General features: G+C 71.1%; 21 protein-coding genes. 8 read left to right on the forward strand and 13 right to left on the reverse strand.

What is annotated here, in order from left to right; genetic code table 11:
- The first annotated feature begins 143 nt into the window (after positions 1-143).
- Both LKO27_RS13575 and LKO27_RS13580 read left to right on the forward strand, forming a co-directional pair.
- Complete coding sequence (locus LKO27_RS13575) at positions 144-941, forward strand: carbohydrate ABC transporter permease (protein WP_227738055.1); 798 nt, start codon at positions 144-146, stop codon at positions 939-941.
- Between the two features lie 12 nt (positions 942-953).
- Positions 954-2,201 carry a glycerophosphodiester phosphodiesterase family protein gene (locus LKO27_RS13580; protein ID WP_227738056.1) on the forward strand — a complete coding sequence of 416 codons (1,248 nt, stop codon included), beginning with the start codon at positions 954-956 and terminating at the stop codon, positions 2,199-2,201.
- Position 2,202: 1 nt separating this feature from the next.
- On the opposite strand, the gene LKO27_RS13585 is transcribed toward LKO27_RS13580, so the two are convergent.
- Positions 2,203-3,276 (reverse strand): hypothetical protein, encoded by a 1,074-nt coding sequence (locus tag LKO27_RS13585; RefSeq protein ID WP_227738057.1) that lies wholly within the window; start codon positions 3,274-3,276, stop codon positions 2,203-2,205.
- 25 nt (positions 3,277-3,301) lie between these two features.
- Entirely contained in the window at positions 3,302-4,108 is an 807-nt protein-coding gene (gene zupT / locus LKO27_RS13590) for a zinc transporter ZupT (RefSeq protein ID WP_227738217.1), read from the reverse strand.
- 73 nt (positions 4,109-4,181) lie between these two features.
- Here zupT and treS point away from each other — a divergent pair, with 73 nt between their 5' ends.
- Positions 4,182-6,515, forward strand: coding sequence for a maltose alpha-D-glucosyltransferase (gene treS, locus LKO27_RS13595; protein WP_227738058.1), 2,334 nt, complete (start codon positions 4,182-4,184; stop codon positions 6,513-6,515).
- A gap of 468 nt (positions 6,516-6,983) precedes the next feature.
- Here treS and LKO27_RS13600 read toward each other — a convergent pair whose 3' ends face one another.
- Positions 6,984-7,385 carry a MerR family transcriptional regulator gene (locus LKO27_RS13600; protein WP_227738059.1) on the reverse strand — a complete coding sequence of 134 codons (402 nt, stop codon included), beginning with the start codon at positions 7,383-7,385 and terminating at the stop codon, positions 6,984-6,986.
- A complete protein-coding gene (locus LKO27_RS13605; RefSeq protein ID WP_227738060.1) occupies positions 7,331-7,672 on the reverse strand; it encodes a hypothetical protein in 342 nt (113 codons plus the stop codon). The genes LKO27_RS13600 and LKO27_RS13605 overlap by 55 nt, the downstream gene beginning before the upstream one ends.
- 376 nt (positions 7,673-8,048) lie before the next feature.
- Between LKO27_RS13605 and LKO27_RS13610 the strand changes: the two genes are divergently transcribed.
- Genes LKO27_RS13610 through LKO27_RS13620 form a run of 3 tightly spaced genes read left to right on the forward strand, consistent with a single transcriptional unit; the run spans position 8,049 to position 10,553 of the window.
- The gene (locus LKO27_RS13610) at positions 8,049-9,422 is read left to right on the forward strand and encodes an MBL fold metallo-hydrolase (RefSeq protein ID WP_227738061.1); all 1,374 of its coding nucleotides are present in this window, start codon (positions 8,049-8,051) and stop codon (positions 9,420-9,422) included.
- A 1-nt stretch (position 9,423) separates the two neighbouring features.
- Positions 9,424-9,750 carry a rhodanese-like domain-containing protein gene (locus LKO27_RS13615; RefSeq protein ID WP_227738062.1) on the forward strand — a complete coding sequence of 109 codons (327 nt, stop codon included), beginning with the start codon at positions 9,424-9,426 and terminating at the stop codon, positions 9,748-9,750.
- 5 nt (positions 9,751-9,755) lie between these two features.
- On the forward strand, positions 9,756-10,553 hold the full coding sequence (locus LKO27_RS13620; RefSeq protein ID WP_227738063.1) for a sulfite exporter TauE/SafE family protein: 798 nt from the start codon (positions 9,756-9,758) through the stop codon (positions 10,551-10,553).
- Positions 10,554-11,360: 807 nt separating this feature from the next.
- On the opposite strand, the gene LKO27_RS13625 is transcribed toward LKO27_RS13620, so the two are convergent.
- Positions 11,361-11,882 (reverse strand): glyoxalase/bleomycin resistance/extradiol dioxygenase family protein, encoded by a 522-nt coding sequence (locus tag LKO27_RS13625; RefSeq protein ID WP_227738064.1) that lies wholly within the window; start codon positions 11,880-11,882, stop codon positions 11,361-11,363.
- A gap of 61 nt (positions 11,883-11,943) precedes the next feature.
- On the opposite strand from LKO27_RS13625, the gene LKO27_RS15645 reads away from it, so the two are divergent.
- Positions 11,944-12,729 (forward strand): helix-turn-helix domain-containing protein, encoded by a 786-nt coding sequence (locus LKO27_RS15645; RefSeq protein WP_227738065.1) that lies wholly within the window; start codon positions 11,944-11,946, stop codon positions 12,727-12,729.
- On the opposite strand, the gene LKO27_RS13635 is transcribed toward LKO27_RS15645, so the two are convergent.
- From LKO27_RS13635 to LKO27_RS13645, 3 genes are all read right to left on the reverse strand, one after another.
- A complete protein-coding gene (locus LKO27_RS13635) occupies positions 12,680-13,507 on the reverse strand; it encodes a mechanosensitive ion channel family protein (RefSeq protein WP_227738066.1) in 828 nt (275 codons plus the stop codon). The two genes, LKO27_RS15645 and LKO27_RS13635, sit on opposite strands and share 50 nt — an antisense overlap.
- An 89-nt stretch (positions 13,508-13,596) precedes the next feature.
- Positions 13,597-14,844 carry an MFS transporter gene (locus LKO27_RS13640; protein ID WP_227738067.1) on the reverse strand — a complete coding sequence of 416 codons (1,248 nt, stop codon included), beginning with the start codon at positions 14,842-14,844 and terminating at the stop codon, positions 13,597-13,599.
- A gap of 467 nt (positions 14,845-15,311) precedes the next feature.
- Positions 15,312-17,675: a glycoside hydrolase N-terminal domain-containing protein gene (locus LKO27_RS13645; RefSeq protein WP_227738068.1), complete on the reverse strand. Its 2,364-nt coding sequence runs from the start codon at positions 17,673-17,675 to the stop codon at positions 15,312-15,314.
- Between the two features lie 104 nt (positions 17,676-17,779).
- On the opposite strand from LKO27_RS13645, the gene LKO27_RS13650 reads away from it, so the two are divergent.
- Positions 17,780-19,921 (forward strand): alpha-galactosidase, encoded by a 2,142-nt coding sequence (locus tag LKO27_RS13650; protein WP_227738069.1) that lies wholly within the window; start codon positions 17,780-17,782, stop codon positions 19,919-19,921.
- A 308-nt stretch (positions 19,922-20,229) separates the two neighbouring features.
- On the opposite strand, the gene LKO27_RS13655 is transcribed toward LKO27_RS13650, so the two are convergent.
- The 5 genes from LKO27_RS13655 to LKO27_RS15655 are packed head-to-tail and all read right to left on the reverse strand — an operon-like array spanning position 20,230 to position 24,406.
- Positions 20,230-20,796, reverse strand: a complete 567-nt coding sequence (locus LKO27_RS13655) for a hypothetical protein (RefSeq protein ID WP_227738070.1) — start codon at positions 20,794-20,796, stop codon at positions 20,230-20,232.
- Positions 20,793-22,163 (reverse strand): DUF58 domain-containing protein, encoded by a 1,371-nt coding sequence (locus LKO27_RS15650; RefSeq protein ID WP_227738071.1) that lies wholly within the window; start codon positions 22,161-22,163, stop codon positions 20,793-20,795. Before LKO27_RS15650 ends, LKO27_RS13655 begins: the two co-directional genes overlap by 4 nt.
- On the reverse strand, positions 22,076-23,053 hold the full coding sequence (locus tag LKO27_RS13665) for a MoxR family ATPase (RefSeq protein WP_227738072.1): 978 nt from the start codon (positions 23,051-23,053) through the stop codon (positions 22,076-22,078). Before LKO27_RS13665 ends, LKO27_RS15650 begins: the two co-directional genes overlap by 88 nt.
- Positions 23,050-23,562, reverse strand: coding sequence for a hypothetical protein (locus tag LKO27_RS13670; RefSeq protein ID WP_227738073.1), 513 nt, complete (start codon positions 23,560-23,562; stop codon positions 23,050-23,052). The genes LKO27_RS13665 and LKO27_RS13670 overlap by 4 nt, the downstream gene beginning before the upstream one ends.
- Positions 23,552-24,406, reverse strand: a complete 855-nt coding sequence (locus tag LKO27_RS15655; RefSeq protein WP_227738074.1) for a DUF4129 domain-containing protein — start codon at positions 24,404-24,406, stop codon at positions 23,552-23,554. The genes LKO27_RS13670 and LKO27_RS15655 overlap by 11 nt, the downstream gene beginning before the upstream one ends.
- Positions 24,407-24,549 lie beyond the last annotated feature (143 nt).

The raw sequence follows: 24,549 nt of genomic DNA on the forward strand, positions 1-24,549 counted from the left end.
AAGCAGGAACCCCAGTGGAAGAGCCGGGCAGACCGGCAACTCCTGCACGCCCTCACTCCAGCCCCGACATCCTGCCGCCGACAGCGACCTCCTCAGCAGCTCATCGGTGGATCGAGGCTAAGCCAGCCAACCCGCTGAAGTCCGTGCTCTCGGTGGGCGCCCTGGGGCTGCTGTGCCTCGTGGTGCTCGTGCCCATGGCCTGGATGGTCCTCACGGCCTTCAAGGACCGGCCCGAATCGATGCGCCAGCCACCGACGATCCTCCCGGACGCCTGGAACCTGGACAACTTCGTCGACGTCTTCGCCACCGTCCCCTTCGCCACCCAGCTGGTCAACACCGTCATAGTCACCGCGGCGACGGTGGTGCTGACGGTCCTGATCGCGGCGATGGCGGCCTTCGGCCTCGAAGTGGTCCGGGTGCCGGGCCGCAACGCGATCCTCCTGGGGATGCTGATGGTCACGATGGTGCCGGGCCAGATCTTCCTGCTGCCGCAGTACCAGATCTTCGTGGCGCTGGGGATGACCGATACCCTCGCGGCGCTCGTCGTGCCCAGCGTCTTCAGCGCCATCGGCGCCTTCCTGCTGGCGCAGTCCTTCCGGTCCTTCCCCCGCGAGCTGATCGAGGCGGCCGTCATCGACGGCGCCGGCTACGGCCGGATCTTCCTGCAGATCGTGGTCCCCAACGCCAAGGGGCCGCTGACCGCGCTGGCGGTGATGAGCATGCTGGCCTCCTGGGACGACCTGCTGTGGCCCCTGGTGGTCAACCGCTCCCCCGACAAGCTCACCCTCGCCCCCGGCCTCACCCAACTCCAGGGCAGTTACGTGAGCAACGTCCCCCTGATGCTCGCGGCCGGAACCATGGCGATGGTGCCGATGTTGCTGCTCTTCCTCGTAATGCAACGCCAGTTCACACAGAGCTTCACCCAGTCCGGCCTCAAGTAGAAGGACCCCGCGATGCCCAGCAATAACGGTGCCCACCTCTCTCACGACTTCACCCTCACCGCGCACCGCGGTGCGGTGGACCGCGCCCCCGAGAACACCCTGCTGGCCTTCACCGCCGCCGAGGAGCTGGGCTTCCGGGAGGCCGAGCTCGACGTCCAACTGACCCGCGACGGCGTGCTGGTGCTCTCGCACGACCGGACGCTGCGCCGGGTCGCCCGGGACAGCAGCCCCTTCGCGGGGATACCGATCGAGGCGCTCGGACTGGACGAGCTGCAGTCCGTCGACCTGGGGCTGGGGCAGCGGGTCCCCACCTTCGCCGACGTCCTCGACCACACCGCCCTGAACCTGCAGGTGGAGATCAAGGCCCCCCGGGCCGCCCACGCACTGGCCGAGTTCCTGCGCACGCGCAGCGCCGAGGACCGCGCCAGATGCCGCGTGAGCAGCTTCGACCCCTTCTCCCTGCGGGTATTCCATGACACCGGCGTGCAGTTGGAACGCGGCAGCGCCCTGCTGGTGGCCGACGTCCTCAGCGACTGGCCGTACATCGTCGACGAACTACCGGTGACCAACCTCCTGCTCCACTGGCCCGGGTTGACCCGCGAGATCGTCGAGCACTGGCGGGGCCGCGGCTACGGCGTCTGCGCCTCGATGTTCAACGACGCCGGGGACCTGCAGCGGGTCCTCGAGACCGGCGTCGACGGCTCCAGCACGGACCGGCCCCTGCTGGCGCTCTCCCTGCTCGCGGAGGTCCGCGACCGGCAGTCCGACCTGCAGGGGCACTCGCGCGGGTTCGCGAACCTGGTGCTGGACCCGCAGGGCAACCCGGCCGACTCGGTCACCGGCATCCCGCAGCTGACCATCGCCGACGTCGGCACCCCGCCGTACTACGCGGCTGACCAGGGCGGCTTCTTCCACTTCGGCCTGCTGCACGTCAACCCCGACGGCACGGTGCAGTTCGCCGTCGAGCCGCTGCTCAAGTCGGTGGCAATCGACCAGGGCGCCGACGACGCGCTGGCCGTGGGCGAGACCAAGCAGTACACGGCCACAGCCGTGAACACCAACGGTGCGAACATCGCCAACCCGCCGGTCATCCCGGTGGCGAACCCGATGTCGCACGTGTGGACCAGCTCGAACACCGCCGTGGCCACCGTCGACGCCGTGACCGGCGAGGTCACCGCAACGGGTGCCGGATCCGCCACGATCTCGGTCCAGGCCGGTGGCATCACCACCAGCCTGGAACTCACCGTCAGCGGACAGTGAGCTAGGCGGGTCGTTCGATCCAGTGGGGCCGGTCCGAAAGGGCCGGCCCCTTTGGCGTCGGGTGGCTTGTGAGCCAGAACGCGGCGTCGGGGTCCCAGCCGGCCAGGACCGAGGCGACGCCGTCGGCAACTTCCACCGCTACCCCAGCCGTGGTGAGCCAACCGGCGACGGACAGGTGCACGACGTCGGCCTCCCGGGCCACGGCAGCCCAGTCCGGCACCACCCACTCGACGTCGCCGCGGCCGGTGGTGCGGTACCAGTCGTGCCGCTTCGAGGCGGTCACCCGCAGCGGGTGCCGTCGGCAGAGGTCGGCCCAGGCATCGGGTGAGTCGAGCTCCAGGACCCGCACCCCGTCGGGCACCTCGACGGCGGTGACGAGCGCCCGCGTCCAGCCGGTTTCATCCTCCACCAGCCAGAACCCCGCCGGACCGCGGCCTGGCAGGCTGCGAGTGGTGCGGAACAACCCGTGCGGCGGGATGGACCACCACTCCCCGCTGTGGTCGGCCGTGGGGTCGGCGGGCCGGTCCTTGGCCGCGCGTTCCTCCCCCGCCACCTGGTCGCGGCGCCAGGCGTCGAGCACCGCGGCGGGGTGGCCGCTGCTGGCCGGTTGGCCGGGCCCGTCCCAGTCGAGGAGCGCCTGGCCGTCCGCGTCGAACGGAGTGGTCCACCAGCGGGCGTGGGGGGAGTCGGCCACGGCCGCCGCGAGCGGGCCCAGCGCTCGCCGGACGTCGTCGTTTACTGCCAGGACGTCCTCGCCATCGGGTTCCTGCCAGTACCGGGCGTTCGCGACGGCGTCGGTGAGCGCGGCCCAGAGTTCTTCGTCGCCGATCTCTGGGACTCCGGCGGCCGCGATGGCCGCGGCCACTGCGTCGGCGCTGACCTCCGGCGCCTGGGTGTTGCCGAAGCCGAACAGCACCCGCGACGTCCCGGCTCCGGGGTCCATGCGGTGGGAGGCGTAGAAGATGGCGTGCGCGACGTCGTCGCCGAGGCTCCGGCGGGCGAGTTCAAGACAGAGACGCCTGCCGCGCGGACCGGACAGGAGTGCGGCGGCGTCGATGGCCCCGTGGGTTTCCATAGCGGCAGGGTACTTGCGGCCCGGCTCAGGACGCGGCGAACAGCACCAGGCTGGCGGCCACCGTCGCCATCCCCGCGACCATCCCGTAGATCGTCTGGTGCTTGTCGGTCTGGTACCGCCACGACGCCTGCAGCATCTCGTCGAGCGCGAGGAACACCATCATCCCCGCCACCAGCCCGTAGAACAGGCCGAGCACCGACTCCGGCACCACCCAGCTGATCAGCGCCGCGGCCACCAGCGCGCCAATCGGCTCGGTCAGGCCGGAGACGGTTGCCCACCCGAGCGCCTTCTTGCGCGACCCCGTCGCCGCGTACACCGGTGCCGCGACGGCGATCCCCTCCGGCACGTTGTGGATGGCGACGGCGACCGCGAGCGTGATGCCGACGCGCGGGTCCTGGTAGGTGGTGAAGAAGGTGGCCATGCCCTCGGGGAAGTTGTGCAGTCCCAGCACCAGCCCCACCAGCAGGCCGCTGCGCAGGAGCCGGGTGTTGCGGGCCTCGTCGTCGGACTGCATGGCGCCCTCGCGGCCCTCGATCTCGCTGGGGTTCAGCGACGACGGCAACAGCCGGTCGATCACGAGCACCAGCACGATCCCCGCGAAGAACGCGAGGAACACCAGCGCCTCGGCGGTGGCGCGCGGGTAGGTCTGGGTCATCCACGTGATCCCCAGCGGGAGCACCTGCATGAAGGAGATCAGCACCATCGCGCCCGCCGCGAACGCAAGTGCGACGGCGAGGAACTCCCGCCCGAGGCTCTTGCGCTGGATGACGAGCACCCCGCCGATGGTCGTGGCCAGACCGGCGAGGAGCGAGATCAGCAGGGCGAGTTGCATGGTGGACACAGGCTATCCACGCGGTGCCGCTCAGCGCGACAACCGCGCCGCCCGGACAGGTAGCCTCTAACGGGTGAGCATCCGAACCGACGTTTCCGCCAAGCCGTCCGAGGACCAGCCTGTCGTCGCCGAGGAGAGGGAGACCAAACCCCGGGCCGCCGCCCGCCCGGCGCGGACGCCGAAACCGGCACCCGAGAGCGCGCCGGCACCGCAGGCGCCGCAACCGGCAGAGGACTCCGACGAGCTCCCCGAGATCAGCTTCGACGAGCAGCGCTTCGCCGCCCGGCCCGCCAAGCTGAGGCCGCGCGCACGCCGTCGCTTCGCCGACGAGAGCCCGATCGCCCCGCCGTTCGAGGCCTCCGGCGCCAACACCGCCTACGTCGAGTGGCTCGAGGAGCAGTCCATGCTCCACGACGCCTCCCGTGTGGCTCGGCAGCTGGCCGGCAAGCACACCATGTGGGCCCACCCCTACGCGCACCCGGACCCGCGCGCCGCCCTCGCGCAGGCGTCGGTCTGGTACACCGCCTACCCGCTGTCCCACATCACCAAGCCGGGCCAGTCCTACCTCGGCGCGCTGGGGGCTCCCGAGCTGTGGGAGGCGTTCGCGCAGATCGGGATCGACGCCATGCACACCGGCCCGGTGAAGCTGGCGGGCGGCATCGACGGCTGGGAGCCGACCCCCAGCGTCGACGGCCACTTCGACCGCATCTCCATGGCCATGGACCCGATGTTCGGCACCGAGGAGGAGTTCCGCACTATGTGCGAGACCGCCTCCCGCTTCAACGGCACCATCATCGACGACATCGTCCCCGGCCACACCGGCAAGGGCGCCGACTTCCGCCTGGCGGAGCTGAACTACCGCGACTACCCGGGCATCTACCACATGATCGACATCCCCGAGGCGGCCTGGCACCTGCTGCCCGACGTCCCCGAGGGCCGCGACTCGATCAACCTGACCCCCGAGGCCGAGGCCGCGCTCGCCGAGCAGGGCCTGATCATCGGGGCGCTGCAGCGCGTCATCTTCTACGAGCCGGGCGTCAAGGAGACCAACTGGTCGGTCACCCCGCCCATCCGCGACTACAAGGGCAACCTGCACCGCTGGGTCTACCTGCACTACTTCAAGGAGGGCCAGCCCACCATCAACTGGCTGGACCCGACGTGCGCCGGCATGCGGCTGGTCATGGGCGACGCGCTGCACTCGCTGCTGGACCTGGGCTCCGGCGGCCTGCGCCTCGACGCCAACGGTTTCCTCGGCGTCGAGCGCGCTGTCGACCACTCCCCCGCCTGGTCCGAGGGCCACCCGCTGTCGCTGGCGGCCAATCAGCTGATCGGGTCGCTGGTGCGGAAGGTGGGCGGGTTCACGTTCCAGGAACTGAACCTGGCCATCGACGACATCCAGCGAACAGGCGCCGTCGGGCCGGACCTGTCCTACGACTTCATCACCCGCCCGGCCGCGCAGGTGGCGCTGGCCACCGGCGACACCGAGTTCCTGCGGCTGGTGCTGCGCGAGGCCATGGACCTCGGCGTCGACCAGGCCTCCCTGGTCCATGCCCTCCAGAACCACGACGAGCTCACCTACGAACTGGTGCACTTCGCCGCCGCGCACCGCGACGACGTCTACACCCTCGGCGGTGAGGAGTACACCGGGCAGGACCTGGCCGAGCACATCCGCCAGACCATGCGGGACAAGCTCACCGGGGAGGCGGCGCCGTACAACTCGGTGTTCACCCAGAACGGGATCGCCTCGACGACGGCGTCCATCGTCGCCGCCAGCCTGGGCATCACCGACCTCGACGAGATCACCGACGGCGACGCCCGCCGGATCGCCAGCGCGCACCTGCTGCTGTGCATGTACAACGCGTGGCAGCCGGGCGTGTTCGCGCTGTCCGGGTGGGACCTCGTCGGAGCGCTGCCGCTGCCGCGCTCGGAGGTGCGCTCCCTGATCGCCTCCGGTGACACCCGCTGGATCCACCGCGGCGCCTACGACCTGCTGGGCGCGTCCCCGGATGCGAAGAAGTCGTCCTCCGGCATGCCCCGTGCCCGCGCCCTCTACGGCCCCGTGCCTGAGCAGCTGAAGCGGGAGTCGTCGTTCGCCTCCCGGCTGGCCGGGATCCTGAAGGTCCGCAAGCGCAACGGACTGGCGTCGGGGGCGCTGGTGGACGTGCCGGAGGTGGGCAACAAGTCGCTGCTGGTGCTGGTGAACGAACTGGAGATCGGCGCCACGCAGATCACGGCGCTCAACTTCAGCGCCGAGAAGCTCGACGCCCGCGTCCAGTCCGAACTGCTGCCCCCAGGCCGCGTCTTCGACCTCACCACCCGTCGCAAGGTGGGCAAGGTCGACGACCTGGGCGGCTTCAACGTGGAGCTGCCCGCCTTCGCCGGCATGGCGATGGTGATCCGCGACTGACCCCGCCCCGCTGGTCGAGACCCCACCCCCGCTGGTCGAGTAGGGCCAGCGAGCTCTGCGAGCGCCCGTGTCGGGGCCACACCCGCTGGTCGAGTAGGGCCAGCGAGCTCCGCGAGCGCCCGTGTCGAGACCGCACCCGCTGGTCGAGTAGGGCCAGCGAGCTCTGCGAGCGCCCGTGTCGAGACCACCCGCTGGTCGAGACCCCACCCCGCTGGTCGAGTAGGGCCAGCGAGCTCTGCGAGCGCCCGTGTCGAGACCCACCCCCGCTGGTCGAGTAGGGCCAGCGAGCTCTGCGAGCGCCCGTGTCGAGACCCCACCCCCGCTGGTCGAGTAGCCGCGGCGAAGCCCGGCGTGTCGAGACCCCACCCCCGCTGGTCGAGCGGGCCCCACCCCGCTGGTCGAGTAGCCGCGGCGAAGCCCGGCGTGTCGAGACCACACCCCCGCTGGTCGAGCGGGCCCCACCCCCGCTCACTCGACCACTCGTGAGGCCAAGGCCTTCTTCGCCTCCAACAGTTCGCGATGCCACCCGTCACACAGCGCGCGGGCCTCGTCGAGCGCGGCCTGCCGCTCGTCGAGGCGGCGGCTCAATTCCTCGATGATCCCGAGGCCCGCTTCCAGCCGCTGCGCCGGCGAGTCATCCGCGCGTTTGGCGCCGATCACCTCCCTGACCACGCGGATCCCGAACCCGGCCCCGCGCAAGGCGTTGATGACGGCTAGCGCGTCCTGGTCCTTCGTGGAGTAGCGACGGCGACCGCTGTCGTCGCGCTCAGGGCTGAGCAGACCGGCCGACTCGTAGTAGCGGACGGTCTCGACGCTCAGGCCTGCTGCGCGGGCGACTTCGCCGATACCGAGGAACGAACCAGAAGCCATGTGACCAGCATGCCGCTCACGACACCCAATCGGACAACGTGGTGGGCCAACTCGAAGGGTTCGACCCCAGTCAGGCCCACCAGCAGCGGCACGATCAACGCGAGTGCAGAGCCCAGCTTCAGGTTGCGTCGGCACCCGCGCAGCGCCCCGCGCCCCAGCAGCGCTGCCGCGGCCAGGAACAGAAGTGCGATCCACCAGGATCGGGACACCACGGCAATCGCCAGCACCACCTGCAGCACGGCTCCGGCTGCGAACAGGACCCTCAGAACACGCTCGAAATTCTTCATGCCACCGACGCTAGGAGCTGAAGTGCACTTCAGGTCAACTCCGACTGCACGGTGATCTCGGAGGGGCCCAAGGGGGATCTCGACACGCGGCCCGCTCGTTCCTCACGGGCGCTACTCGATCAACGGCGAGAGAGACCCGTTCGTTCCTCACGGGCGCTACTCGATCAACGGCGAGAGTGACCCTCTCGTTCCTCACGGGCGCTACTCGATCAACGGCGAGAGAGACCCTCTCGTTCCTCACGGGCGCTACTCGATCATCGGCGAGAGAGACCCTCTCGTTCCTCACGGGCGCTACTCGATCAACGAAGGAAGCACTCACTTTGGCTCTCGTATACCCCCCGGGGTATATTGGAGCTACCCGACCGAGGAGAACCCAATGGCGAAGATCATCACCCTTGAGACCCCCACGCTGGGCGACCGCAGCTATGTCGTCCACGACGGCGACGCCGCGTTCGTCGTCGACCCGCAGCGCGACATCGACCGCGTCCTGGACATCCTGGAAGAAGAAGGTGTGACCCTCAAGGCCGTCTTCGAGACCCACATCCACAACGACTACGTCACCGGCGGGCTCGCCCTGGCCCAGCGCCTCGGCGCCGACTACTACGTCAACGCCGCCGACGACGTCGCGTTCGAGCGCACCCCCATCGTCGACTCCGAGGTGGTCGAGGTCAGCCCCACCATGTCTGTGAAGGCGCTTGCCACCCCGGGCCACACGTTCACGCACCTGTCCTACGTCCTGCTCGACCCCACCGCGAACGACGACGACGCCCGCGGCCAGGCGGTCTTCAGCGGCGGCTCCCTGCTGTTCGGCGCGACGGGGCGGCCTGACCTGCGCGGCGAGGCCCACACCCACGAACTGGTCCGCCACCAGTACAACTCCGCGCGCAGGCTGGCCGCCGAGCTGCCCGACCAGACCGAGGTCATGCCCACCCACGGCTTCGGCAGCTTCTGCGCCGCCACCGAGACCGAGGGCACCGAGTCCACGATCGGGCGCGAGAAGAAGTCCAACCCGGTCCTGACGAAGGACGAGCAGGAGTGGATCGAGGAAATCCTCGCCGGCCTGGACGTGTACCCGGCCTACTACGCCCACATGGCCCCCGCCAACGCCGAGGGCCCGCATGAGGCCGACCTCTCCGAGCCCGCCCCGGCGGACAAGGAGCAGATCCGCGAGCGGCTGGAGCGCGGCGAGTGGGTCGTCGATCTACGCAACCGCACCGTCTACGCCGCCGGCCACGTGCCCGGCTCGTTCAACTTCCCCGGCGACGGTCAACTGGCCACCTACCTAGGCTGGCTGATCCCATGGGGCACCCCGCTCACCCTCCTGGGCGAGTCACGCGAGCAGGTGGCCGAGGCCCAGCGCGAGCTGATCCGCATCGGTATCGAGCACATCGAGGCCAGCGCCACCGGCCGCCCCGACGACTGGACCGACCACGTCGCCAGCTACCCGCAGGCCAACTTCGGAGACCTGTCCCAGGTCCGGCACCACCGCGAGGTCGCCATCCTCGACGTCCGCCGCGCCTCCGAGTACGGCGACTCCCACATCGACGGCGCCGCCAACATCCCGCTGCACGAACTGCTCAAGCGGATGGACGACGCCCCCGACGGCGAGGTCTGGGTGCACTGCGCCAGCGGCTACCGCTCGTCGATAGCGGCCTCGATGCTCGCGGCGGCCGGACGCAAGGTCGTCGTCATCGACGACGACTTCGGCAACGCGGCCAAGAACGGCCTGCCGATGGTCGGGGGGCATTGACATGACCGAGATCCAAGAAGTCGCGATCTCCGACCTGCACGCCGCCCACAAGCGCGGCGACTTCATCCTCGACGTCCGCGAGCCCGATGAGTTCGCCGAGGGTCACGTCCCGTCCGCGGTCTGCATTCCGCTCGGCGACCTGCCCGACCGCATCTCCGAGGTCCCCACCGACGGGCAGGTCTACGTCGTCTGCCGCAGCGGACGACGCTCGCTGCGAGGCGCGGAGACGCTGGCGGCATTCGGGATCGACGCGGTCTCCGTCCGCGGGGGCACGAAGGCCTGGATCGCAGCCGGGCACCCCGTCTCCGCCCGACCCTGCCTGGCATAGCACCCATGACGTGGTGGCTTATCCCCCTCGCCGTCGCCGTGGGGCTCGTTATGGGCGCCCTCGGCGGCGGCGGCGCGATCATCACGGTGCCGGTGCTGGTCTACCTCGCGCAGCAGTCACCCGCCGCCGCGATGGTCGGGTCCCTCATCGTCGTCACGGCGACGGCGTCGGCGGGACTGGTCGGCCACTGGCGGGCCGGGCACGTGCGGGCTTGGGAGGGCGTCGTGTTCTCCGTGCTGGGGATCGTCGGCGCCGTCGGCGGCTCGCTGTTGTCCATGCGGATGCCCGGCGACGTGCTGATGATCCTGTTCGCGGTCCTGCTGCTGGTGGTGGCTGGCGTGATGGCGCGCAAGTACTCGCGCAAATCGCGGGCCAGGGACACCCCAGACACCCCGCCGATGGTGGAGCGCAACCCCCTGCGCATCAACTGGCGACGGGTGGCGCTCGTGGCCGCGGCGGCCACCGGCGTCGGCCTCCTGACCGGGTTCTTCGGCGTCGGCGGCGGATTCGCGATCGTGCCCGCGCTGGTGTTCGCGCTCGGGTTCGGAATGCAACAGGCGGTGGCGACGTCCCTGCTGGTGATCGTGCTCAACTCGATCGTCGCGCTCGCCACCCGCCTGACGGGTGCCGTCGAGATCGACTGGCCGCTGATCGGCTGGTTCAGCGTCCTCGCCGCAGCGGGGGCCATCGCCGGCGGGAAACTCGGCCGCCGCCTCCCTGCGCGCACCCTTGGGATCGGGTTCACCGTGTTCCTCGCGGTGGCCGCGGTCTTGATCCTGACGCAGTCCCTACTCTCACTCTGAACAGGCGGTCGACAACCGCCTCGAACGGCAACGGAGTAACCCTCCGATGGTCGAGTAGGGCCAGCGAGCTCTGCGAGCGCCCGTGTCGAGACCACACGAACCCACAGCCCTGATCTCGACACATGGCCGGCTCGCTCCGCTCGCGCGGCATTACTCGATCAACGGTGGGGACCACCCCCGCTGTTCGAGACCAACCCCGCTGGTCGAGTAGGGCCAGCGAGCTCTGCGAGCGCCCGTGTCGAGACCACACGAACCCACAGCCCTGATCTCGACACATGGCCGGCTCGCTCCGCCCGCGCGGCATTACTCGATCAACGGGGGAAGAGACCCCTCCCGCTGGTCGAGTAGGGCCGGCGAGCTCTGCGAGCGCCCGTGTCGAGACCACACCCCCGCCGCAACGCTGATCTCGACACATGGCCGGCTCGCTCCGCTCGCGCGGCATTACTCGATCACCGGGGGAAGAGACCCCTTCCCGCTGGTCGAGTAGGGCCAGCGAGCTCTGCGAGCGCCCGTGTCGAGCCCCCCCCCCGCCGCAGCCCTGATCTCGACACATGGCCGGCTCGCTCCGCTCGCGCGGCATTACTCGATCAACGGTGGAAGGACCCGCACCTCGCGCGGCACTACCCGATCAACGGTGAGCGAGACCACCTCCGCTGGTCGAGTAGGGCCAGCGAGCTCTGCGAGCGCCCGTGTCGAGACCCCCCCCCGCCGCAGCCCTGATCTCGACACATGGCCGGCTCGCTCCGCTCGCGCGGCATTACTCGATCAACGGGTGAGGGGCCCGCCCCCTCGCGCGGCACTACTCGATCAACGGGTCGACGCCGCCCACTCGGACACGCGCCGGGCGCTCTCCTCCTCCGAGATGTCCTCCACCTTCGACATCACGGACCACCGCACCCCGAACGGGTCCCGGATGGAGGCGAAGCGGTCACCGGAGACGAAGTCACTCACCGGCTCGCGCACCTTGGCACCGGCCGCGACGGCGCGCTCCACCAGCGCGTCGACGTCGCCGCAGTACATCCCAATCGAGTAGCAGTCCTCGTCCCCCTCGGGTGGCGGCACCAGCTTGAAGTCGGGGCTGGGCTCGCCGAGTTGCAACTTCCCGTTGCCGAAGTCGAGTTCGGCGTGGACGACGACGCCACCCATCTCCGTCACGTCCACGACGCGGGCGCCGAACACGTCGCGGTAGAACTCGATTGCCTCCGCTGCCCCGGGGATCGCGAGGAAGGGGGTGAGGCTCGTGGAGCCGCGCGGGACGCCGTCGATGACGTGCTGCCCGGTGGCACCCTTGCGGGGCTGGTTGTCGGCTGATTCAGGGTTCTCGTTCATGGACGCAACGCTAGGATCGCCAGCGTCTGACCGCTTGGAGATTCGCGACAGGAGGTGCGACGTGGACCCCGACTCCCGAGGGATCCTCTACCCCGCCCGCCTGCCGACGTTCCACCGCTCGCCAGCGCCGCAGCCCGTCGAGGTGTTCGTCCGGTGGTTCTGGCTTCCCAGTTGGCACCTCGCCCCGGGCCGCACCTCGCGTCAGGAGGTGCTGCCGTTCCCGGCGTCGAACCTCACCGTGATGCCCGACGGCGTCGCCGTCTCCGGCCCGACCACGCGGATCTCGCACCGCGACCTCACCGGCACCGGCTGGGCCGTGGGGGCACTGCTGCGGCCGGCGGGAATCGCCGGGCTGGGGATCGCGCCGTCGGCAATCCGCGACGCCGAGTCCCCCGTCGACGCTGCCGACCTGCATCGAGAAGTCGTCGCCGCCATGACCGAGGGCGACCGCGACGCCGCCGTCGGGGCCTTCAGCGCCTGGATACTGGGCACCTTCACGGCGCCGGACGACGGCGCGCTCGCGGCCAACGCGCTGGAGGACCTGGTCCGGACCGACCGGTCAATCGTGCGCGTCGAGCAACTTGCCGAGCACCTGCACCTCTCCGTCCGCAGCGTGCAGCGCCTGGCCGAGCGCTACGTCGGCCGCCCGCCGCTGGCGATCATCCGCCGCTACCGCCTGCAGGAGGCGGCGCAGCGGCTCCGGGAGGAAACGGGCGCGACGGTGGCGCAGGTGGCCGCCGACCTCGGCTACGCCGACCATGCCCACCTGACCGCTGACTTCCGCGACGTCCTGGGCCTCACTCCGCGGAGCTATCGGGCGTCGCAGCCTCCTGCTCCACGAGCTTGACGGTCACGACGTCGTCGCCGGACTTCACGTCGTGCTCGCGGAACGCCTCCACCACCCGCTGGATGACGGCGTCCTGGACGGTGCGGATCTCGAGCTGCCTGGCACCCGACCAGAACCGCAGGTCCATCCGCACGGTGGCGGTGCCGATCTCGCGCAGCAGCGCCTCCGGGGCCGGATCGTCGAGGACCGACGGGATCTGGCTCATGGCCTCCAGCGCGACGCGGCGGGCGTGCGACAGGTCGGTGGCGTCATCGAGGTCGACGGCGACGGTGGAGCGCACCCGCTCGTAGCCGGTCTGGACCGTGACGATCTCGGAGTGCAGCGAGGAGTTGGGGATCAGCACCAGGCGGCCGTCGAAGGTCCGCAGCGCGGTGTGGGACAGGCCCATCTCGCTGACGGTGCCCGCGTGTTCGAGGACTGAGATCTGGTCGCCGACGCGGAAGCGGTCCCGGGCGAGGATTACGATCCCGGCGAACATGTTTCCGAGCACGGTCTGGAACGCGATGCCGGCTGCCAGCGACACGATGGTGATGCCGCCCAGCACGTCGACCGGTTTGACGCTGGGGAACACCACGGTGATGGCAGCGGCGGTGAACAGCACGACGATGGCCACCTGGACCAGCGACGAGAACACGCGTGTGGAACTCTCGCTGCGACGGCGCCAGGTGAGGAACGCTCGCATCAGGAACCGCGCAAGGTAGCCCAGCACGATGCCGACCGCCAGCACACCCAGCCCGACGAGTACCGCCTCCCACGTGATTGGCGGTAGGTCGATCATGCGGAGTGCTCCTTCCGGTATGGCAGGGCTTCATCCACGGAGATGCACCCCTTCGACCCCATCACCCTACGGCGCCTTCGCAGCCGGGGCTACCTGTTGCGCGCCCAGTAGAGGACGGGGATCAGGAGCAACGCGAGCACCCCGACGGCGAGGGAGAGCAAGCCGTAGTTGGTGGCGGCCATGACGACGCCCGACATCACGCCGCTGCCTGCGCCCGTCACGGCGATCCCGACGTCGATGGTCCCCTGCACCCGGGCGCGGTTCCCCGGAACAGTCCCGTCGACCACCAGCGCCGTGCCCGAGATCAGGCCGAAGTTCCAGCCCAGGCCCAGCAGCACCAGCGCCAGGATCAGCAGCCCCAGCGAATCCTCCGGGCTGAGGGCGGCGACGAGGCCGGCTACGAGCAGCGTCAGTCCGGAAGCCAGTGCCATCTTCCTGCGACCGAGCCGGTCCACCAGGATCCCGGTCAGCGGTGAGGGCAGGAACATCGCCGCGATGTGGAAGCTGATCACCAGCCCGACGGCGCCCAGCGAATGGTCGTGGGCCAGCATGTGGACCGGCGTCATCGTCATGATCGCCACCATCGCGATCTGCGCCAGGACCATGACGGCGGCGCCGACGTACGCGCCGACCCCAGCCTTCGGGACCTCGCCGACCTGCGCATCGGTCCCGGCCTCAGCCGCGTCGAGGGCCTTGGCGAGCAGGTAGGGGTCGGGGCGCAGGAGCGCGAGCAGCACCGACCCGGCGCCGAGGTAGGCGACGGCGGCCAGCAGGAACGGGCCGGCCAGGGCCGGGATGCCCAGCGAGGTGGCTAACCGCCCCAGCGGCTCCACGAGGTTAGGGCCGGCCACCGCACCCAAGGTGGTGGAGACCATGGCGACGCTGATCGCGGTCCCGCGTTTCGCCGTCGGCGCCAGGTCCGTGGCCGCGTAACGGGCCTGCAGGTTCGTAGCGGTGCCCGCGCCGTAGATGAAGAAGGACAGGAAAAGCGCGACGATGTTGCCGCTCACGGCCGAGAGGACGACGCCGATCGCGCCGATCCCACCGGCACCGAAGCCCAGCCCGAGTCCGATCCGTCGGCCCCAGCGGTGGGTGGTGCGGCCGACGAGGAGCGCCGTCAGCGCCGACCCAAGGGTGAACAACGCCGTCGGCAGCCCCGCGACGGCGTCGGACCCGAGCATTTCGGCCGCCAGCAGCGCCCCGACGGTGACCCCCGCGGCCAGACCTGCGCCGCCGAGCACCTGGCTCGCGACGACGACCCACAACGTGCGCCGCTGCACCCGCTCCCGCTCGCCCTGCGCTGCCGGAAGTGCGGTTCCCATCTGGTCGGTCTTCACTCGAGAAAGTCTCCCCGCTGCACTGGTCGCTTGCAATGGGGCGTCGGCGCTGGGCCGACCGTGCTGGTCGAGCAGCTGGTGCGAGTAACCTCGCTGGTCGAGTAGCCGCGGCGAAGCCCGGCGTGTCGAGACCAAACCGCGCGGCCCTCCATGGTCTCGACACGGGCGCTCGCAGAGCTCGCCGGCCCTACTCGACCACCGGGGAGGAGTCTCCCCCACCGTTGATCGAGTAGTGCCGCGCGAGCGGAGCGAGCCGGCCACGTGTCGAGATCAGTGCTGTGGGTTCGGGTGGTCTCGACACGGGCGCTCGCAGAGCTCGCCGGCCCTACTCGACCACCGGAGAAAGGGAACCCGCTGGTCCCAGCCCACCTCGCTGGTCGAGTAGCCGCGGCGAAGCCCGGCGTGTCGAGACCACCAGCCGCGGCCCTCCATGGTCTCGACACGGGCGCTCGCAGAGCTCGCCGGCCCTACTCGACCACCGGAGAGGACACACGGGCGGTGAAGGCAACCGGGGTCGCCCCGACTTCCAATTCCCGCTCCTCATCGCCGTAGGCAACCAGCACCTTCCGCGCGACGCCGTCACGCGCGCGCAGCGTCGCGCCGATGAGCACCCCGTCGCTCCACTCCATGTCGACCACGATCCCCGGCCGCGCCACCAGCCCCCACGCCCGACCCGTCGGCAGCTGCTCCGGCAGGGCGGGCAGCAGCTCCACCCGACCACGGTGGCTCTGCACCAGGCACTCCGCCAGGGCCGCGACGTAGCCCAGGTTCCCGTCGATCTGGAACGGCGGATGCGCCGAGAAGAGGTTCGGATACAGACCCCCGCTCATGCCGCCACGATCCTCCGACATCCCGCGCGTGACCAGGCGCAGCAACCGCGTGACCGCAGGGGCGTCCCGCAGCCGGGCGCGCAGCGCGAGCCGCCACGCCAGCGACCAGCCGGTGCTGTCGTCGCCGCGCAAGTCGAGGGACCGCCGAACCGCCGCCTCCAGCTCGTCATCGACGGCGGCGACGCCCGGGTAGGCGAAGTACAGGTGCGACTGGTGCCGGTGCAACGGGTCCACCTGCTCGGGGTCGTCGATCCACTCGCGAACGGCGCCGTCGCGGCCCGCGCTCGGCTGCGGGATCAGCGGCAGCGCCTCCCGGGCGCGGACGACGAGCGGATCGTCGTCGCGTCCGAGGATCCCGGCCAGCAGCACCAGCAGCTCCAAGGTGTCGCGCGACAGGCCGAGGTCCAGCGTCGAGGACCGCCCCGCGGACGCAACCCGGCCGGTCGCGTCCAGGAACTGGTTCTCCGGCGAGGTCGACGGGCTGGTGTCGAGCAGCCCGTCGGGACCCGGGCGCGACCAGGACAGCACGAACTCCGCCGCACCCGCCGTCGGCTCCCACGCCCGCCGCGCCAGCTCTTCGCGGCTGGAGGTGGCAGCGCCGAAGTCGAGGTGCTGCCGGTACCCCTGCAGCAGCCACGCGCCACCGAAGGGCCAGAACGCCCAGCTCGGATCGTGCTGCCCGTGGCCGACGGGGAGGGTATAGCCCCAGACGTCGGTGTTGTGGTGTGCCGCCCAACCAGCGGCGCCGTGCAGCGTCTCGGCCGTCCGGCGCCCCGAGCGGGGCAGCGCATCCACGAGGTCCAGCAGCGGCTCGACGGTCTCGGGCAGGTTGGCGACGTCGGCGCCCCAGTAGTTCATGGGCAGGTTGATGTTGGTGGTGTAGTTGCTGCTCCACGGCGGCCTGGGGTCTGCGTTCCAGATCCCCTGCAGGTTCGCGGGCGGCGATCCCGGGCGCGAGCACGACGCCAACAGGTAGCGTCCGAAGTTGAAGAGCAGCGCCAGCAAGCCTGGCGTCGCCGCTCCCGGCAGCAAGTCAGCACCCACCGGCTCCGGCACCTCGATCCCACACCGGTCGTAGAGCTCGCGGTGCGCGCTCAGGTGCTGCTCGTACAGTTCCTCCGGCGCGACGGCGGACGCCGCGGCCAAGGCGTCGCGGGCCTCGGCCAGCATCTCCGCGAAGTCGCGGACACCGTCGGCGCCCAGACCCGCGAAGGTGGTGGCGGTGGTTAGCCACAGCGTCGCGGAACTGACGCCGTCGGCCGCCAGCAGGTGGCCGTGCGCGGAGTCATCTACGCCGTCGTGGCGCCAGTCGACGACGACGGCCGCCCGCCCCGCCTGCAGCGGATCATTGTCGAAGACGAACGGCTCCTCGTCGGGGTCGTGCGACGGCGCGACGTCGCTGGGCAACTGCATCACGACTACCCTGGGCCCCTCGCCCCCGGCGACCTCGAGCACCGGCCAGGGCGCCTCGTGGCCCACCTCCACACGAAGTCCATCCGGCCGGTCTGTGGAGATCTCCACAACCGCCACCCCTGCGGGCTGGCTCACCCAGGTCCGCTGCGTCAGCGTCCAGCCGCCGCGGGTGCTGGTGGTGGTGTGCGTGGCGGTGGCCAGGTCCAGCTGACGCTCGTAGTGCGACCGCTCCCCCACGTGCCCCTCGAACCGGACCGTCAGCGCCCCCAATGGGAGGAACGCCTGGGTGTGACGGTGCTGCAGCCGATGCAGCGACGGCGTGGCGTCGGCCGCCCGGCCGTCCCGGATCGCCGCCCTTGCCTCGGCCAAGGCCTTGCGCGCGTCCTCCGCGGTCACCGTCGGCCCCCGCAGCTCGGCCGCCGGTCCGCCCGACCACGCCGTCGAGTCGTTGAGGTGAAACTGCTCGGCCTGGTCGTCCCCGAAGACCATCAGCCCCTGCCGTCCGTTGCCGAGCGGGAGGGCCTCGGTCCAGGCCCGGGCGGGCGCCTCGCGCACGATGGCGTGGGTGGCAGTCGTTGTCGGCCTCATCCTCATCCTTTGCGAAAGGGCTTGTCGCGGGTCGCATCCGCGCCCCGACGACACACTCTAGGGTGGGATTGCCGACCCGCCGCCAGACCCGCTAGGAATCACCCATGCTGTCCAACATCCTGCTCCGCGCCGACGGCGTCTCCTTGGCCCTCAGCGCCGACGGCCTGCTGCCGGAGGTGGTCCACTGGGGCGCCGACCTGGGCTCGCTGACGGAGGCGGAGTTCGACGCGCTTGCCCTGGCCCGGACCTGGCCTCTGGCACCCAACTCCCTGGACCGCGAGCCCCGCTACGGGATCCTCCTGGAGGAGCGCTTCGGCTGGCTCGGCAAGCCGGGACTCATCGGCTCCCGGCGGGGCAAGGCGTGGACCCCGGCCTGGGAACTCGCGGAGGTTCTCCTCGACGGCGTCGCCAGCTCCGGCTACGTGGTCACCGGCGCCGCCAGCGTCCGCTACGTCGCCCGGGCGGAAGACCTGGAGTTGCGGCTCATCGTGGAACTGACGGATCAGGGCCTGGTCAAGCTGCGGGCAGACCTCACAAACCTCGCGGACGAGGAGTACGAGGTCGGCGAGCTGACCCTCGCCCTCCCTGCCCCTCGCCACGCCGAGGAGGTCCTCGACTTCGGGGGCCGGTGGGGAGCCGAGCGGATGCCCCAGCGCACCGCGCTCGGGCTGGGCTCACACCGTCGCGAGAACCGCCGCGGCCGGACCGGAGCGGACTCGGCCTACATCCTGCACCTGGGCACGAGCGGCTTCGACTTCTCCACCGGCGAGACCTGGGCGGTGCACACCGCGTGGAGCGGCAATCACATCCACTTCGCCGAACGCGACTTCGTCGGCTTCCAGGCCATCGGCGGCGGGGAGCTGCTGCTCCCTGGAGAGGTGAGGCTCAGCAGGGGTGATAGTTACGAGACGCCGTGGCTGTTCTTCAACTGGGGCATCGGCCTCGACGCCCAGGCCGACCGGTTCCACCGCTACCAGCGCGCGCTGCCCGCTGCCCCCGACTGGAACCGACCGGTGGCGCTCAACGTGTGGGAGGCGGTCTACTTCGACCACGACCTCGACAGGCTCATCGACCTCGCCGAGCGGGCGGCGCGCCTCGGCGTCGAGCGTTACGTCGTCGACGACGGCTGGTTCGGCGCCCGCCGCGACGACTCCGCGGGCCTGGGCGACTGGGTGGTGGCGGCCGACGTCTGGCCCGACGGCCTGCATCCGCTGGTCGACCGCGTGAAGGACCTCGGCATGCAGTTCGGCCTGTGGTTCGAGCCGGAGATGGTCAACCTGGGCTCCGACGTCGCCCGCGCCCACCCCGAGTGGGTCATGCAGCCGGGTGGCCGACTCCCCATCGAGTCGCGCCACCAGCACGTGCTGAACCTGTCGATCCCCGGCGCCTGGCAGCACGTCCACGACCAGCTCGACGCCATCTTGTCGGAGTACCGGATCGACTACGTCAAGTGGGACCACAACCGGGACCTCATCGACGCCGGCACAGCTCCCGACGGGCGCCCCGCCGTCCACGAACAGACCAAGGCGTTCTACCGGCTCCTCGACGCGTTGCGCGCCGCCCACCCGGGCGTCGAGTTCGAGTCCTGCAGTTCCGGCGGTGCCCGGATCGACCTGGAGGTGATGAGCCGCGCGGAACGGGTCTGGGTCTCCGACGTCACCGACCCGGCCGAGCGCCAGCGCATGCTGATCTGGACGTCGCAGCTGCTGCCGCCTGAGTACCTGGGCAGCCACATCGCTGCCGGCGTCTCGCACCAGACCCGACGCTGGCACGGCATCGACTTCCGGGCCGCAACCGCCGTCTTCGGGCACCTGGGCATCGAGTGGGATCTCGCGAAGGCGACGCCGGAGGAACTGGAGGCCATCGGCTGGTGGCTGGCCTGGTACAAGACCAACCGCCGCACGCTGCTGACCGGCCGACTGGTCCGCTGCGACCTCCCGGACCCGAACACCTACTTCAAGGGCGTGGTCACGCCTGAGAAGGCCATCTTCTCGCTAGCTGTGCTCAACACCCCCGCGACTGCCAGCCTCGGGACGCTGCGTTTCCCGGGACTGGACCCGGATGCCAGCTACCGGGTCCGGACGGTCCGGCGCGAGTCGTCGGCGCAACTCGACGTGCCGTGGGCGCGGGAAGAGGGCGGGATCGTCCTGTCGGGCCGGACCCTCGCGACGGCCGGGCTCAACGCCCCGACCCTTGTCCCCGAGTCCGCGGTAATCCTCGAACTCGACCGCCTCGAGGCGGAGTGACCCCGCTGATCGAGCAGGCATCACAACTCCCGCTGATCGAGCAGGCATCACAACTCCCGCTGATCGAGTAGGAGCCCGCGAGGAACGAGCGGGCGACGTGTCGAGATCCCGCGGCCATCACGTCTCCGCTGATCGAGTAGGAGCCGTCGAGATCCCGCGGCCATCACATCTCCGCTGATCGAGTAGGAGCCCGCGAGGAACGAGCGGGCGACGTGTCGAGATCCCGCGACCAGCACATCTCCGCTGATCGAGTAGGAGCCCGCGAGGAACGAGCGGCCGACGTGTCGAGATCCCGCAGCCAGCGCCCGTCACCGCCTCCCCCGGCCGCGGAGGGCCAGCACAGCGACGCCCGACCCTACGACCGCCACCAGCCCGAGCACCACCCAAGCAGGCCCACGGGGAACAAGGCCGCCGGGCACCGCGCCCGCCGCCAGCACCAGCGCGATCCCAACCACACACGCCACCAGGTACCCGAGGGCCCAGGCCACCAGCCGCCGAACTCCCCGGCCCGGGATGGCCGCGTACGACGGCGCCGCCGCGGCCCAGGCTGCGCCCAGGTGCGCGACGGCCAGCAGCCCCGCCACCGACGCCGTCTGCCACCACGCCGCGTCGCCCCCGCCGGCGAGCCACCACAGCCCGACCACCGCCACCCCCGCGAACGGTGCCCACGAACCGGGCCGCGCCCCGGTCCACAACGCCGCCAGCACGACGCCGCCCAGCAGCACCGGCCACACCAGCACCGGGTACCAGGCCAGGCAGGCCAGCCCGGCCCCGACCAGGCCCAGGAAGCCGGCCAGCCGCAGCACCCACTGCGCCGGGTCGGCGATCTGCAGGGCGTAGATCAGGCCGGCGACGCCCTCGACGAGCTCCCTCATCGGGCCACCCCGCGCCGCGGCGCCGAGCGGGCCGCCTCCATCGCCAGGAGCACGTTGGCCAGGCTGCCCGTGCCGCGCCAGGGCGTGACGGGGATGCCGAGCGTTCGCAGCCGGGCGAGCACCTCGTCGCGTTGCAGCCTCCGCACCAGCCACGCCTCCCCCAGGAACGTCTCCTTGCGGAAGCTGCCGACGTCGGCGAACCGGCCGATCCCCTCCGGCAGCGTGTCCACGCCGATCACCTCCGCCCCCAGGCGCCGGAGCCGCACCAGTTCGTCCTGCACCTGCCGGTCGAGCAGCGGCGAGCAGAAGAACACCAGCGTCCCACTGGCGATGCGCGGCACCTGCCGAACCGTGGTCCAGTCGTCGCCGCTGCGCCGCGCGCGGGACAGCACGTTCAGCACGATCCGCGCCTGGCGCGGCCCGGTGCCGGCGCGCACCCGACCGATCCGCCGGCCCAGGTCGTGGACCGCCACCCGGTCCCCGAAGCCGACGTAGTGGTGGGAGATGGCGGCGATCGCCCGCACCGTCGCGTCCAGGCTGGTGGTGCCGTGGGGGTCGGCAGGGGTGATGTCGGCCAGGGTGTCGGCGACGATCAGCACGTCGGTGTCCCGCTCCACCAGCATCGAGTTGACGTGCAACCCACCCAGCCGCGACGTCACGCGCCAGTTGATGCGACGCAGCCGGTCACCGGCGCGGAACTCGCGCACCTCGGCGAGGTCGCTGCCGTCGCCGCGGTGCCGCGACCGGTGCGAGCCGACCATCCCGATCGGGTGCGCCACCCCGCTGCCGCCCTCCAGCGTCGACGACGACGGCCGCACGGTCACGGTCACGGCGTCGGTGCGGGTCTCGGCGCGCCAGGCGCCGCTCGGATCGGTCAGCACCACCAGAGCCGGTGAGAGTTCGTAGCGGCCCCACCGTTCGGGTTCGAAGTCCATGGCCAGCGCGCCGCCCCCGGGGACGTCCAGCGCGGTCGCGGTCTCCGGGTCCCACGCCGCCGACGGGAGCTGGCCCCACTGCGCGGCCACGAGGAAGTCGGTGCGCGGGGTGTCCAACTTGATGCCGACGGAGACCGCGTCGCCCTCGGGCACCACCACCCGACGCGGGGTCGCCCTGGCGGCCACCACCGCCGTCGGCCGCGACACCAGCGCCCACCCGACGTGCACCACGAACGGGACGGCCAGCACCAGCAGGTCGACGCGGCCCAGCACCAGCGCGAACCCGCCCAGCACCAGTGCCAGCACGAACGAGCGGACCAACGCGTGCGTGCCGCGGAACGACATCAGGGCCTGCCCTGCGGCGCATCCGGCACCGGCACCGACCCCAGCACCGCCACCACGACGCTGCTCGGCGCCACGTCGTTCAGCCACAGCTCCGGCCGGATCACGATCCGGTGCGCCAGCGCCGGCACCGCCAGCCGCTTGATGTCCTCCGGCACGACGAAGTCGCGGCCCTCGATCAGCGCCATCGCCCGCGAGCACACCAGCAACGCCAGCGACCCGCGCGGCGACGCCCCCACCAACGTGTCCGGGTGCTGCCGCGTGGCGCGCACGACGTCGATGGCGTAGCGGCCCACCGATTCAGCCACGTGCACCTCCTCGACGGCGGCCTGCAGCGCAAGCAGACCCTCGGCGTCGATGACGGCCTCGACGCTCTGGTCCTCCTGCTTGCGTCCGATCCGCCGGCTGAGCACGTCCCACTCCTCGTCGAGCGTGGGGTAGCCGAAGCTCAGCCGCAGCAGGAACCGGTCCAGCTGCGCCTCGGGCAGCGGGTAGGTGCCCTCGTGCTCGATGGGGTTCGCTGTCGCCAGCACGTGGAACGGCCGGGGCAGGGGGAAGGTGCGGCCCTCGACGGTGACCTGGTGCTCCTGCATGGCCTCCAGCAGCGCCGACTGGGTCTTGGGCGGGGTGCGGTTGATCTCGTCGGCCAGCAGCAGGCCGGTGAAGACAGGACCCTCCCGGAAGACGAACTCGCCGGCCCGCTGCTCGTACATGAAGGAGCCGGTGAGGTCGGCGGGGAGCAGGTCCGGCGTGAACTGGGCGCGGGTGAACTGCAGCCCCAGCGCCTGCGCGAGCGACCGCGCGGCCAGCGTCTTGCCGAGGCCCGGCATGTCCTCCAGCAGGACGTGCCCGCCCGCCAGCACCCCGGCCAGGACGAGGGACATCTGCTCGCGCTTGCCCACGAGGGCGCCGTCGACGGCGTCCAGCACCCGTCCGGCGATGGCGGCGGCTTCGGCGGTGGGGAGGGGATGCGTGGTCACAGTTGGTCGATCTCCTTGAGGTGGGCGTGCAGGGCGCGACGCGTCAGGGGGCGGGGTTTGTCGGCGCGGGCGGCGCGGGCGTAGGCGAGCAGTTCGGGGCTGAGCAGGTCGTGGGCGCGCTCGACGGGGTCGTCGGCGGGGACGTCGTGGTTGCGCACCAGCCGGCGCTCGACCAGTTCCGTGAGCACCCGCGCGACTGCCCCCGTCTCGAACTCGCTTCCCGGTTGAGCGCGGGCGAGCATCGTCGCCAGCCGACGCGTGGTGACGTCGGCGGCGAACCTGGCGCCGTGCGGCGGCGGGTGCGGCTGCTCCCACGCCGGGCGCGGCGGCGGCTCGTCGAACAGCCAGCTGAACCAGGCGACGACCCCGGCGAGCAGTCCGATGACCACCGTCGGCACCGGGGCGAACGCCAGGTTGAGGAACCGGCCCGCGATGGTGACGACCACGGCCCCCGCCGCCCCCACCGCCAACCGGAGCGCCAGACCGCTCCAGGCGAAGTCAGCGCGCATCGTCGCCCCCTCCCCCCTCCGACGTCTCCTCCGCTGATCGAGTAGGAGCCTGCGACGCCCCCTCCGCTGATCGAGTAGGAGCCTGCGAGGAACGAGCAGGCGACGTGTCGAGATCCCCCACCGACGTGTCGAGATCCCCCGCCAACCGCTCCAGACAACTGATCGCGCGCTCGCGTTCGGCGTCGCCCAGGACGTGGCCGGAGAACAGCGCGCGCCGGTAGAGGGCGGCGAGCTCAGCCAGGGCGTTGCCGTCGACGACGGCGTGGCCGAGGATCTCGACGGTGAACTCCAGCGACGTCTGGCTGGGTCCGCGTCTGATCCCGGTCTCTGCCGCGATCCCCTCCAGCCGGTGCCAGCACTCGACCACCGCGTCATCGACGGCCATTCCGGAGCGCAGGGAGGCGATGGTGTCGCTGAGCGACTGGACCACTTCATCCTCGTCGATGTCCGGGATCTCGACGGCGCTCCCGGACGCCTCGCCGGCGCGGTCGAGCTCGCTAGACTGCAGCGCGCGCACCACCCGGTAGACGAACCAGCCCACCAAGGCGGCGACGGCGAGGACCGCGAGCGTGCGCAGCAGGTCGCCCACCCATTCGGGGATCTGGAACATCGGCAGGATGTCGGGCAAGCCATCACCGGGCGGCTCCGACGGCGTGGGCTCCGGCTCCAGCGTGGGCAGCGGACCCGTCTCCACCGGCGTCGGCGGCGGTGGCAGCACTTCCACCACGGGTCCCCAGGAACTGGTGGCGCCCAGCGCGGCCAGGACCAGCACCGCGGCGCAGATCAGACCGACGACCACCGAACGCGTCGGCGGCCGACCCGCCTCCCGCCCTGGATCGCGCACGAGCCCGAGTCTAGGGCGCTGGCACCGCGCCCGGCCGCGACGTCGCCGTCGCCATCCCCGCATGAGCCTCTGCGGCGTCCCCGGGTCTGGATACAAGCCTTGGTGCTGGATACCCGCCGTACACGGCTTGTATCCAGCACGAA

The organism is Tessaracoccus sp. OS52 (assembly GCF_020687685.1).
Taxonomy (GTDB): domain Bacteria; phylum Actinomycetota; class Actinomycetes; order Propionibacteriales; family Propionibacteriaceae; genus Arachnia.

Coding starts and splice junctions, on each gene's coding strand:
- LKO27_RS13580 (WP_227738056.1), top strand. CDS start 954: ATGCCCAGCAATAACGGTGCCCACCTCTCTCACGACTTCACCCTCACC.
- LKO27_RS13585 (WP_227738057.1), bottom strand. CDS start 3,276: ATGGAAACCCACGGGGCCATCGACGCCGCCGCACTCCTGTCCGGTCCG.
- zupT (WP_227738217.1), bottom strand. CDS start 4,108: ATGCAACTCGCCCTGCTGATCTCGCTCCTCGCCGGTCTGGCCACGACC.
- LKO27_RS13600 (WP_227738059.1), bottom strand. CDS start 7,385: ATGGCTTCTGGTTCGTTCCTCGGTATCGGCGAAGTCGCCCGCGCAGCA.
- LKO27_RS13605 (WP_227738060.1), bottom strand. CDS start 7,672: ATGAAGAATTTCGAGCGTGTTCTGAGGGTCCTGTTCGCAGCCGGAGCC.
- LKO27_RS13610 (WP_227738061.1), top strand. CDS start 8,049: ATGGCGAAGATCATCACCCTTGAGACCCCCACGCTGGGCGACCGCAGC.
- LKO27_RS13615 (WP_227738062.1), top strand. CDS start 9,424: ATGACCGAGATCCAAGAAGTCGCGATCTCCGACCTGCACGCCGCCCAC.
- LKO27_RS13620 (WP_227738063.1), top strand. CDS start 9,756: ATGACGTGGTGGCTTATCCCCCTCGCCGTCGCCGTGGGGCTCGTTATG.
- LKO27_RS13625 (WP_227738064.1), bottom strand. CDS start 11,882: ATGAACGAGAACCCTGAATCAGCCGACAACCAGCCCCGCAAGGGTGCC.
- LKO27_RS13635 (WP_227738066.1), bottom strand. CDS start 13,507: ATGATCGACCTACCGCCAATCACGTGGGAGGCGGTACTCGTCGGGCTG.
- LKO27_RS13645 (WP_227738068.1), bottom strand. CDS start 17,675: ATGAGGCCGACAACGACTGCCACCCACGCCATCGTGCGCGAGGCGCCC.
- LKO27_RS13650 (WP_227738069.1), top strand. CDS start 17,780: ATGCTGTCCAACATCCTGCTCCGCGCCGACGGCGTCTCCTTGGCCCTC.
- LKO27_RS13655 (WP_227738070.1), bottom strand. CDS start 20,796: ATGAGGGAGCTCGTCGAGGGCGTCGCCGGCCTGATCTACGCCCTGCAG.
- LKO27_RS13670 (WP_227738073.1), bottom strand. CDS start 23,562: ATGCGCGCTGACTTCGCCTGGAGCGGTCTGGCGCTCCGGTTGGCGGTG.